The sequence below is a fragment of the Sphingopyxis sp. genome, from assembly GCF_035250425.1.
In the GTDB taxonomy this organism is placed as follows: Bacteria; Pseudomonadota; Alphaproteobacteria; order Sphingomonadales; family Sphingomonadaceae; genus Sphingopyxis.
In genome coordinates this window covers 44,468-54,908 of record NZ_DATFFD010000095.1, presented here as the reverse complement: position 1 = coordinate 54,908, position 10,441 = coordinate 44,468, and the positions used below count along the sequence as shown (strand labels likewise).

11 protein-coding genes are annotated in these 10,441 nt (G+C 65.1%); 8 read left to right on the top strand and 3 right to left on the bottom strand.

All coding sequences use genetic code 11. From position 1 onward, the window contains the following. A partial coding sequence (gene leuD / locus VJ811_RS05785) for a 3-isopropylmalate dehydratase small subunit (RefSeq protein ID WP_324071320.1) occupies positions 1-497 on the bottom strand: 497 nt, incomplete at its 3' end. 191 nt (positions 498-688) lie between these two features. Here leuD and VJ811_RS05780 point away from each other — a divergent pair. Both VJ811_RS05780 and VJ811_RS05775 read left to right on the top strand, forming a co-directional pair. After that, entirely contained in the window at positions 689-1,195 is a 507-nt protein-coding gene (locus VJ811_RS05780) for a MarR family transcriptional regulator (RefSeq protein ID WP_324071319.1), read from the top strand. A 66-nt stretch (positions 1,196-1,261) separates the two neighbouring features. Next, positions 1,262-1,837 (top strand): NAD(P)H-dependent oxidoreductase, encoded by a 576-nt coding sequence (locus VJ811_RS05775; protein ID WP_324071318.1) that lies wholly within the window; start codon positions 1,262-1,264, stop codon positions 1,835-1,837. Here the strand turns inward: VJ811_RS05775 and VJ811_RS05770 are convergent. Next, positions 1,778-2,278 (bottom strand): MarR family winged helix-turn-helix transcriptional regulator, encoded by a 501-nt coding sequence (locus VJ811_RS05770; RefSeq protein ID WP_324071317.1) that lies wholly within the window; start codon positions 2,276-2,278, stop codon positions 1,778-1,780. The genes VJ811_RS05775 and VJ811_RS05770 overlap by 60 nt on opposite strands. 144 nt (positions 2,279-2,422) lie before the next feature. Between VJ811_RS05770 and VJ811_RS05765 the strand changes: the two genes are divergently transcribed. From VJ811_RS05765 to VJ811_RS05740, 6 genes are all read left to right on the top strand, one after another. Then, positions 2,423-4,057, top strand: coding sequence for a long-chain-fatty-acid--CoA ligase (locus VJ811_RS05765; protein WP_324071316.1), 1,635 nt, complete (start codon positions 2,423-2,425; stop codon positions 4,055-4,057). Positions 4,058-4,301: 244 nt separating this feature from the next. Beyond that, entirely contained in the window at positions 4,302-5,435 is a 1,134-nt protein-coding gene (locus VJ811_RS05760; protein ID WP_324071315.1) for an alpha/beta hydrolase, read from the top strand. Position 5,436: 1 nt separating this feature from the next. After that, positions 5,437-6,414, top strand: a complete 978-nt coding sequence (locus VJ811_RS05755; protein ID WP_324071314.1) for an aminoglycoside phosphotransferase family protein — start codon at positions 5,437-5,439, stop codon at positions 6,412-6,414. Then, on the top strand, positions 6,411-7,709 hold the full coding sequence (gene eno / locus VJ811_RS05750; RefSeq protein WP_324071313.1) for a phosphopyruvate hydratase: 1,299 nt from the start codon (positions 6,411-6,413) through the stop codon (positions 7,707-7,709). The genes VJ811_RS05755 and eno overlap by 4 nt, the downstream gene beginning before the upstream one ends. Then, positions 7,706-8,626: an NAD(P)-dependent oxidoreductase gene (locus VJ811_RS05745; RefSeq protein ID WP_324071312.1), complete on the top strand. Its 921-nt coding sequence runs from the start codon at positions 7,706-7,708 to the stop codon at positions 8,624-8,626. Before eno ends, VJ811_RS05745 begins: the two co-directional genes overlap by 4 nt. 47 nt (positions 8,627-8,673) lie before the next feature. Further along, positions 8,674-9,318: an alpha/beta fold hydrolase gene (locus tag VJ811_RS05740; RefSeq protein ID WP_324071311.1), complete on the top strand. Its 645-nt coding sequence runs from the start codon at positions 8,674-8,676 to the stop codon at positions 9,316-9,318. Between the two features lie 27 nt (positions 9,319-9,345). Here VJ811_RS05740 and VJ811_RS05735 read toward each other — a convergent pair whose 3' ends face one another. Further along, positions 9,346-10,404 (bottom strand): 5-methyltetrahydropteroyltriglutamate--homocysteine methyltransferase, encoded by a 1,059-nt coding sequence (locus tag VJ811_RS05735; protein WP_324071310.1) that lies wholly within the window; start codon positions 10,402-10,404, stop codon positions 9,346-9,348. Positions 10,405-10,441 lie beyond the last annotated feature (37 nt).

The window sequence follows — 10,441 nt, the reverse complement described above, 5'->3', positions numbered from 1 at the left end:
TCGTCGGGATCGATCTCGAAATCGATCGCCTCGCCCGACGCGAGCCGGATCCGCTGCGCTTCCAGATCGATCTCGATCGGGGCATATTGCGCGAGCATGATTTCATCGCGCAGCTGCGCGCATATTTGATCAGGCAGGCGGATCAGCAGCAGCCCGTTCTTGCGCGCATTGCCCGCGAAGATGTCGCCGAAGCTCGGCGCGATGACACAGCGGATGCCGAAGTCGGCGAGTGCCCACACCGCATGCTCGCGCGAGGAGCCGCAGCCGAAATTGCGGTCGGCCACGATGACCTGCGCGCCGCGGCATGTCGGTTGATTCAGGATGAAGTCGCCCCGCTCGCCGCCGTCGTCCGCGAACCGCAATTCGCGGAAGAGATGTTTGCCAAGCCCGGCTCGGGTGAGCGACTTCATATATTGCGCCGGGATGATCATGTCGGTGTCGACATTGGCGAGCGGCAGCGGGGCCGCGACCGCATTCATCCGAATAAATTTTTGCACGTCACCTCCATTAACTTAGTATTCTAAGTAAATAGATCGACGCATCTTGTCCAACCTTATCGCGGGGTTGGATGGACGATGCGATGCAAGATGGCGACGAAGACAGTTGCCGCGCGAATCTTCGTGTCCTAAGGTTCGTGTTTGCGCGGGCCGACGCCCACCGCCGGGGATCGCGACAGGGGAGCAGGGTTTTGGCCAAGAAAACACAGGATTACCGGCATCCAGCCGAATATTATACCGATCCCGAAAACAGCATCGGCTATCTGGCGCGCGTCGTCTTCCGCTCCTTTTCGCGCCTGCTCGAGCGCCGCACGCTGACGCACGACGTCTCGGCGGGGCAGTGGCGGTTTCTGCGCCAGCTGTGGCGCGAGGATGGCATCACCCAGCGCGAACTCAGCGAACGCGTCGGCATGCGCGAACCGACGACGGTCGTCGCGCTGAAGGGGCTGGAAAAGGCCGGGCTGATCACGCGCAAGAAGACCGCCGACGACCGCCGCAAGACCTTCATCCACCTGACCCCGCATGCGAAGAAGCTCGAACTGATCCTCGCGCCGATGAACGCCGAGATTCACGAGATCGCGACCAAGGGCATGACCGACGAAGAGGTCGAGGTGCTGCAGGAGCTGATGCGCCGCGTCATCGAAAATCTTGGTGATGAAACGCGCAAGCTCGCGGTGCTGTCCGACATCAAGGCCTGACCGCTTGCATTTGCTGTGCGCCCGGACAATAAGTTAGTATTCTAACTATATTGTCCGGGAGGGAAAATGACCAGCATCGCCGTCATCGTCGGCAGCACCCGCGTGGGATCGTTCAACCGCGCATTGGGTGAGGTCGCCGCCGCAAGCCTCGAATCCCAGGGTGCAAGCGTGACGCGCATCGATCTCGCCGCGTTCGACCTGCCGCTCTATTCGGCGGCGCTGGAAGCAAGCGCCTTTCCACCCGACGCGGTGAAGCTCAAGGCGCTTTTCGTCGCACAGGACGGCCTGCTCTTCGTCTCCCCCGAATATAATGGCTCGCTCACACCGTTGCTCAAAAACGCAATCGATTGGGCCTCCCGCCCGACAGGCGACGAGGGGCTTGTCGCGCTGACCGCCTATCGCGGCAAGGCGGCGGCGATCATGTCGGCGTCGATCAGTCCGTTCGGCGGGCTGCGCGGGCTGATGCACCTGCGCCAGATACTCTCGACGATCCAGATGCTGGTGATTCCCGAACAGGTGCTGGTGCCGAATGCGCACGCCGCCTTTGCCGAGGATGGCAGCTTGAAGGAGCCTCTGCCGGCGTCACTGGTCGAAATGACCGCCGGACGGTTGATCGCGGTCGCGAAGGCGCTGGCGGCCTAGCGGCGCGGCGACCGGCCGGTCGATATTGTCGCCCCAGTCGGCCTCGAGCGCCGCGAGCAGCGCGTCGAACTTGTCCTGTCCCAGCCTGGCGGCGATCTGTGCGGTGAGCGCGTCCATCGATCGCTGTGCATCCTTGCGCATGCGCGCGCCGAGGTCGGTCAGCGACACGATCATGTGACGGCGGTCGGCGGGATCGACGTCGAGTTGCACGATACCGAGCCCGACCATCTGGCTGATCGTGCTGTGGATCGCCTGCCGCGATATGCCCAGATTGCGCGCGATGTCCGACGGGCGCACGATACCGCTGACGATATTCGTCATCACCATCGATTGCGGACGATTGACGTCGGGCCAGCCATGATCGTGGAGGCGCGCCTGGAGCCCTTCGTCGAGCCAGCAGAAGCGCTGGAAAAGCGCGATGATAAGCTGGTTGGTGCGCATGGACGCTATGATATGCCCCTGTTGCCGGCGGGGTGCCGACGCCAGCAAGCTAGAAGAGCGGAGCGGGCGAAGCAAGGCAGAGCGGCGTTGCAAAGGCAAAATACTTAGTATACTATCTATTGTGACGAGAATGGAGAGAGGGTCATGGACGGGTTGATGCAGAATGTGCCGCTGACGGTCGACCGGATCATCGATCATGCGGCGAACTGGCATGGCGCGCGCGAGATCGTGTCGCGCGATGCCGAGGGGTGCGTCACCCGCTCGACCTGGGCCGACGTTCATACCGACGCGAAGCGCGTCTCAAACGCGCTGGCCGCCGAAGGGATCAAACCCGGCGACCGCGTCGCGACGATGGCGTGGAACGGCGCGCGGCATCTGGCCGCCTGGTACGGCGCGGCGGGGATGGGGGCGGTGCTCCACACGCTCAATCCGCGGCTCTTCCTCGAACAGATCGCCTATATCGCGAACCACGCCGGCGACCGGTTGCTGATCGCCGATCCGGCGACCGCAGAGCTGGTCGAGCAATTGCTGCCGCAGGTGCCGTCGATCGAGAAGCTGATCTTTTTCTGCGACCGCGCTTCGCTGCCGCAAACCAGCTTTGCCGCGACCGCCTTCGACGACTGGGTCGCCGGCCAGCCAGCCGAATATGTCTGGGGCGGGTTCGACGAAAATGCAGCGTGCGGACTTTGCTACACCAGCGGCACGACGGGCAATCCCAAGGGCGTGCTCTATTCGCACCGGTCGAACTATATCCACGCCCTGATGACCTTGCAGCGCGACGCGCTCGCATTGTCGGCGCGCGATACGGTGCTGCTTGTCGTTCCCATGTATCACGCCAATGCTTGGGGCGTCGTCTATTCGGCACCCGCTGTGGGCGCGAAGCTCGTCTTGCCGGGGCAGCGGATGGACGGCGAATCGATCTATAATCTGATCGAACAGGAGGGCGTCACTTACTCAGCCGCCGTGCCAACAGTGTGGCAGATGTTGCTGCAATATATGCAGGAAAATGGCAAACGCTTCACGACACTGGAGCGCGTTACGATCGGCGGTTCGGCGTGCCCCGAATCGATCATTTGCACCTTCCGCGACGATTATGGCGTCGATGTCATCCAGGGCTGGGGCATGACCGAAACCTCGCCGCTCGGGACGGTATCGGTGCCCAATGCCGCGGTCGCGGGCAAATCCGAAGCCGAGCAGATGGCGTATAAGCTCAAGCAGGGGCGGCTGCTTTGCGGGCTGGAAATGAAGCTGGTCGACGATGCGGGGCGCCGCCTGCCGCACGACGGCAAGACACCGGGGCGGTTGATGGTCAAGGGGCCGACGATCGCGGGCGCCTATTATGGCGGCGAGGGCGGCGACGTGCTCGACGCCGAGGGCTTTTTCGACACCGGCGACGTCAGCACGATCGATGGCGAAGGCTATATGCAGATCACCGACCGCGCGAAGGATGTGGTGAAGTCGGGCGGCGAATGGATCAGCTCGATCGAGATCGAGAATATCGCGATGGGGCATGATGCCGTCGCCAATGCCGCGGTCGTCGGCGTCGCACATCCGAAGTGGGACGAGCGGCCGATCCTGCTGTGCCAGCTGAAACCGGGCGCCGGCGCCTCCGCCGATGACCTCAAATCCTGGCTCGACGGCAAGATCGCCAAATGGTGGATGCCCGACGACGTGCTGTTCGTGAGCGAAATCCCGCTCGGCCCGACGGGCAAGATCGATAAGAAGGCGATCCGCGCCGGGCTGGAGGGATATAAGCTGCCTTTTGAGGCCGACCGCTGATGGAAGTGCCGGGATATTGGTTCACGCGGAGACGCGGAGACGCGGAGCAAAAAGATTCGCGCAGAGGCGCAAAGATCGCAGAGAAGAAGAGAATATGGGCGGCGCAGCCGCCGATCTCCTTCTTTCTCCGCGTCTCCGCGTCTCCGCGTGAACCAAATCTCTGCGACCTCTGCGCCCCTGCGCGAATCTTTTCCGTGTCCCGCCGCCGGCAGATAATCCGATAAATCGACAATCAGGAGAGACGATGATGGTGGACCCCTACGGGATCGAAGGACTGGACGCGCAATTCATCGGGCGCGTTTCGCCGACGGCGCCGCGCATCCAGGCGGGCGGACACCCGTGTCAGGGCATCTATTGGACCGAGGCGGGCAAGCGGCCAAAGGTGGCGATCATCGCGACCCACTATAATGTCGATTTCTCCGAACATTATATCGCGCCCTATTTCGCGCGGCAGGGCTTCGGTTTCCTCGGCTGGAACACGCGCTATCGCGGCGTCGAGGACCAGTTTTTGCTCGAACATGCGGTGCTCGACATCGGCGTCGGCATGAAGTGGCTCAAGGAAGAAGCGGGGGTCGAGCAGATCGTCATCCTCGGCAATTCGGGCGGGGGGTCGTTGATGGGCGCCTATCAAGCCGAGGCGATCGCGCCGACCCTCACCGACCGGCTTCCGGCGGTCGGTGAGGACGCGCTGGCGCGGCTCGTTAAGGGCGACCTCTACATCAGCTTCAACGCGCATCAGGGACGCCCCGAAGTGCTGACCGACTGGATGGACGCGTCGGTGATCGACGAGAATGATCCGGTAGCGACCGATCCCGAACTCGACCCGTTCAACCCCGACAATGGCCCGCCCTATTCGGACGAGTTTATCGCGAAATATCGCGCCGCACAGCGCGCGCGCAACCAGCGGATCACCGACTGGGCGAAGGCCGAACTGAAGCGTTTGAACGATGCCGGCATCCCCGACCGAATTTTCCCGATGTTCCGCTGCTGGGGCGATATTCGCTGCGTCGATCCGTCGATCGATCCGTCGGACCGCAAGCCCAACTGGTGCTATCGCGGCGACCCCGCGATCGCGAACCGCACGCCCAGCATCGGCCGCGCCAACACGATCAAGACCTGGCTCAATATGTGGAGCCTCGAAACCTCGCCGTGCCAGGGGCAGCCGCACCTCGCCAAGCACGACACGCCCGCACTGGTCGTGCAAGGAACCGCCGACACGGGCGTCTTCCCGAGCGACGCGCGCAAGATCTTCGATTTCCTCGGGAGCGCCGACAAGAAGCTCGAATTGATCCCCGGGGCGCATTATTTCGAGGACTCGATCGAAGAACGGCAGAACGCCGCCGACCTCGTCGGCGCGTGGATCCGGGAGAAGCTGTGACGTGACGGCCGACGCCGACATCATCGACGGATTGCGCGACGCCGGGCTGGTGGGCGAGGGCGGCATCGTGCTCGAACCGCTGACCGGCGGCGTGTCGTGCGATGTTTGGAAGGTCGAGACGCCGACGGGGCCGATCGTCGTCAAACGCCCGCTCGAACAGCTTCGCGTCGCCGCCGAATGGCACGCGCCGATCGAACGCGGCCAGAGCGAGGTGCGCTGGCTGCGGCGCGCGCGGGGGGTCGATGCGCATATGGCACCCGAGGTGCTCGCCGAACTGCCCGGCTATGGCTTTGCGATGCGCTTCCTCCCCGGCTCTCCGGTGTGGAAGGACGAACTGATGGCCGGGCGGGTCGATGCCGGTTTCGCGGCCGCGGTCGGCCAAGGGATCGGTGCGGTCCATGCAGCGACCGCGAACAATGATGCCGACCGCGATGCCTTTCCCAACGACGCGATGTTTCGCGCGCTGCGTGTCGACCCGTTCCTGCTTTTCGTCGCCGACCATGACGCCGAACTCGCGCCGCTGTTGCGGGCGCTCGCCGACGACCTCTCATCGCGCAAGATCGCGCTCGTCCACGGCGACGTCAGCCCCAAGAATATCCTCGTCAGCAGCGACGGCCCGGTGTTTCTCGATGCCGAATGCGCCGTCTATGGCGACCCGGCATTCGACATCGCCTTCTGCACGACCCACCTGCTGCTCAAGGCGGTGTGGCTCGGCGACGCGCGGCTGAACGAAGCCGCGGTGGCGCTTGTCGCGGCGTATCGCGGGGCGATCGATTGGGAGGATGCGGACCAACTTCTGCTGCGCGCCGGACAGCTCACCGCCGCGCTGCTCCTCGCGCGCGTCGGGGGCAAATCCCCCGCGCCCTATCTGACCGACCCCGAACATCGGCGCATCGTGCGCGATCAGGCGCGCGCGCTGATCCGGGCGCCGTCGCCGATCGACGTGCTCGTCGCCAACTGGAAAAGGAACCTTGCATGACTTCGCGCATCGCCTCCGTCACCGGCCGCCAGCTTTGGGATTCGCGCGGCCGGCCCACCGTCGAGGCCGAGGTCGTGCTCGAATCGGGCGCGGTCGGGCGGGCGATCGCGCCCGCGGGCGCCTCGCGCGGCGCGCATGAGGCAATCGACCTGCGCGACGGCGGCGCGGCGTTCGGCGGCTTCGGCGTCAATCGCGCGGTCGCCGGGATCGGCTCGGAAATCGCAAGCGTGATCGCGGGCATGGATGCGCGTGAGCAGGCGGCGGTCGACGCGGCGCTTTGCGACCTCGACGGCACGCCGAACAAGGCGCGGCTCGGGGCGAATGCGGTTGTTGCGGTGTCGATGGCGGTGCTCCACGCCGCTGCGGCGGACGCGCGCGTGCCGCTCTGGCGTTATCTCGCGGGCGGGCAAAAGGTGCGCGTGCCGCTCCCCGAAATCCAGATTTTCGGCGGCGGGGCGCACGCCGGTCGGCGCACCGACGTGCAGGATTTCATGGTGATGTGCCCGAAGGCCGGCAGCTTCCGCCGCGCGCTCGAGATCACCGATGATGTCTATCGCGCCGCGGGCCGGCTGATGGAGGCGAAGGGGCCGCTGTCGGGGGTCGCCGACGAAGGCGGCTGGTGGCCGAATTTCGCGTCGAACGAGGATGCGCTCGACACGCTGACGAAAGCAATCGAGGCGAGCGGGCACCGCGCGGGCGAGGAGGTGTTCATCTCGCTCGACATCGCCGCGAACGAGCTGGGCGATGCTTCGGGTTATGATCTGGCGCTCGACGATCGTCGCTTGTCGGGTCAGGAAATGGGCGCGCGCATCATCGAATGGGCGCGTACATACCCCATCCTTTCGATCGAGGATCCGGCGGGGCAGGATGACTGGGACACGATGGCGGCGGTGACCGCGGCGATAGGCGACAAGGTGCAGATCATCGGCGACGACGTGCTCGTTACCAATGCGGCGCGCGTCGAGCGTGCGGGCGATGCGGCGGTGTGCAACGCCGCGCTGATCAAGGTCAACCAGGTCGGCACGGTGACCGAGGCGAAGGCGGCGCTCGACGCTGCGGTCGCGCGCGGTTGGGGCGCGATCGTCTCGGCACGCTCGGGCGAGAGCGAGGATGTCACCATCGCGCATCTCGCGACCGGCTGGGACGCCGGGCAATTGAAGGTCGGCAGCTTCACCCGCTCCGAACGCATGGCGAAGTGGAACGAGATGCTGCGGATCGAGGAAGCTATGGGCGGCGACGCCGAGTTCGCGGGCTTTTCGGCCTTTGCCGGGTCGATCGGCCGGATCGCAGCATGATCGTCCTTCACGCCCGCCCAAGCCCGGGATTCCGTGAAGCGGTCGATGCGATCTTCGGCCCCGGTGTGGTGACGCATGTCGACGAGGCGGCGCCGCTGGACGACGTCGCGAACGAGATCACCGCGCTGCTCCATGTGCTGACGCCCGTGACACCCGAATTTATCGCTTCCGCACCGAAGTTGAAGCTGATCCAGAAGCTCGGGGTCGGGGTGAACACGATCGCGCTCGACGCGGCGCGCGATCATGGCGTCGCCGTCTGCAACATGCCCGGCACGAACAGCCAGGCGGTCGCCGAAATGGCGCTGTCGCTGATGATGGCGGTGCTGCGCCGCACCTGCTTCTTCGACGCGCGCACCCGCGCGGGCGAGGGGTGGACCGCCGATCCGTCCGAACTCGACAGCGTGGGGGAGATCGGCGGGCGCACCGTGGGCCTCGTCGGCTTCGGCCATTCGGCGCAGTTGCTCGCGCCAGTGCTGGCGGCGCTCGGGGCGAAGGTGCTCTACACGGCGCGTAATCGCCACGACGGCCCATATGAATATAGGTCTTTCAACGACTTGATCGCCGAAGCCGATATCGTTTCGCTGCACATGCCGCTCACCGACGAGACACGCGCGAGCGTTGATCCGTTCGCAATGAAGAAGGGGGCGGTGCTCGTGAACACCGCGCGCGGTGAACTGGTCGATGCGGGGCGGCTGGTCGAGGCGCTGACCACGGCCCATCTGCGCGGCGCGGGACTGGACGTGTTCGGCGAGGAGCCGCTGCCGCGGACCAATCCTCTGCTCAGCCTGCCCAATGTCGTGCTCGCGCCGCATATCGCATGGCTGACGCCCGAAACGCTTGTGCGCAGCCTGACCGTGGCGCACGAAAATTGCCGCCGTCTCGCGGCGGGCGAAACCCTTCTTCATCAGGTAGTCTAATGTCTCTCCCTATTGTTTTGATAACCGGTCAGCTTTTAACCGACGCTGTGTGGCAGCCGTTGCTCGATGCGTGGAGCGATCGTGAGGTGATCGTTGCCGATAACCAGAGCGACGACGCGATCGAGGGTTTCGCGCAGCGCCTGCTCGACAATGCGCCGCCGCGGTTCGCGCTGATCGCGCACGCGATGGGCGGCTTCGTCGCTTTCGAGGTGATGCGGCGCGCGCCCGAACGCGTGGCGAAGCTTGCGCTGATCTCGACACTGGCGTCGGCCGATGGTCCCGCGCAGACCATGCGGCGACAGGGCTATATCGACCTCGTCGAAAGCGGCAAGTTCGACCAGGTTGTCGAGGAACGCATCCCCATCCTCTTTCCCGAAGAGAAGCGCAGCGACGCACGCCTGCTCGGCATCGCGCGGAAGATGGCGGCGGATACCGGCGCCGACACCTTCCTCGCGCAGCAGCGCGCGATCATGGCGCGCATCGACAGCCGGCCGCGGCTCGGCGAGATTGCGGTGCCGACCTTGCTGATCTGGGGCGAGGATGACGGCATCACCAGCCGCGCGCATCATGACGAGATTCTGGATGCCATCCCGGGGGCGCGGCTGGAAGTCGTGGCAGGCGCAGGGCATCTGCCGACGGTCGAGGCGCCCGAAGTGGTGGTGCCGCTGCTAGCCGCGTTTGTCGACGCATAATCCCCTCCCGCAAGCGGGAGGGGAGAATTACTTCAACTCCGCCCGCACCAGCGCGGTCCCATCGACCATCGCCTTCAGCTTCGCCTGGCTATGCTCGCGGCTGTGGTATTTCATCCCGCAATCGGGCGCGATCCAGAGCCGTTCGGCGTCAACATAGCGCAGCGCCTCGCGGATGCGGCCCGCGACCACCTCGGGGGTTTCGACGTCGGGTATCGACAGGTCGAGCACGCCGTACATGATCGTCTTGGTCGGCAGCTCGGCAAGGATCGCGGGGTCGAGCCCGGGCTGCGCAGCCTCGATCGAGATCACGTCGATCGCCGAGGCTTCGAGTTCGGCGAGGAAGTCATAGGCTTTGGGCTTCGGACCCGTTGCGCCCGCGCCATGATGCACCATCGCATAACCGAAACAGATATGCAGCGCGGTCGTGCCGCCGACGCCGTCGAGTGCGCGGTTGATCGCCTCGATCGCATAGCTGTTCGCCTCGGCGGCGCGCGCCTGCAAATAGGGCTCGTCGAGCTGGACGACGTCGACGCCGGCGGCGAACAGATCCTTCACCTCGGCATTGACCGCGTCGGCATAATCCATCGCGAGCGACCGCACGTCGGGATAATAGCCGTTCTCGGCCTGCTGCGTCATCGTGAAGGGGCCGGGCAGGGTAAGCTTCACCGGCCTCGTCGAATGGCGGCGGAGGAAGGCCGCATCCTGCGCCTCGATCGGCGCGACGCGGCGGATCGGGCCCGAAACGAGCGGCACCGGATTGGCGTTGCCGGTGCGGTCGATCGCGGTGCCGTGCTTTTCGCGGTCGATCCCCGACAGCGCGGTCGCGAGGCGGTTCGAATAGCTTTCACGGCGCATTTCGCCGTCGCCGACGATGTCGATGCCGACCTCTTCCTGGTCGCGGATCGCCATCAGCGTCGCCGCTTCCTGCGCGTCGGCGAGCCAGGGTTCGGGAACGCGCCACAGTGTCTCGGCGCGGACGCGCGGGGGCAGGCTGGCTTTCAGCGCCGAGCGGTCGATCAGCCAATCGGGCTGGGGGTAGCTTCCGACGATCGTTGTCGGCAGGATGGGGTGGTCGAACAAGGCCATTCCTCTCATTTTTGGGCTGGCCAAACATTTGCTTAGT

Excerpts from the sequence above, each read along its gene's own strand:
- VJ811_RS05775 (WP_324071318.1), top strand. The coding sequence starts at position 1,262 with ATGACCAGCATCGCCGTCATCGTCGGCAGCACCCGCGTGGGATCGTTC.
- VJ811_RS05770 (WP_324071317.1), bottom strand. The coding sequence starts at position 2,278 with ATGCGCACCAACCAGCTTATCATCGCGCTTTTCCAGCGCTTCTGCTGG.
- VJ811_RS05765 (WP_324071316.1), top strand. The coding sequence starts at position 2,423 with ATGGACGGGTTGATGCAGAATGTGCCGCTGACGGTCGACCGGATCATC.
- VJ811_RS05760 (WP_324071315.1), top strand. The coding sequence starts at position 4,302 with ATGATGGTGGACCCCTACGGGATCGAAGGACTGGACGCGCAATTCATC.
- eno (WP_324071313.1), top strand. The coding sequence starts at position 6,411 with ATGACTTCGCGCATCGCCTCCGTCACCGGCCGCCAGCTTTGGGATTCG.
- VJ811_RS05745 (WP_324071312.1), top strand. The coding sequence starts at position 7,706 with ATGATCGTCCTTCACGCCCGCCCAAGCCCGGGATTCCGTGAAGCGGTC.
- VJ811_RS05735 (WP_324071310.1), bottom strand. The coding sequence starts at position 10,404 with ATGGCCTTGTTCGACCACCCCATCCTGCCGACAACGATCGTCGGAAGC.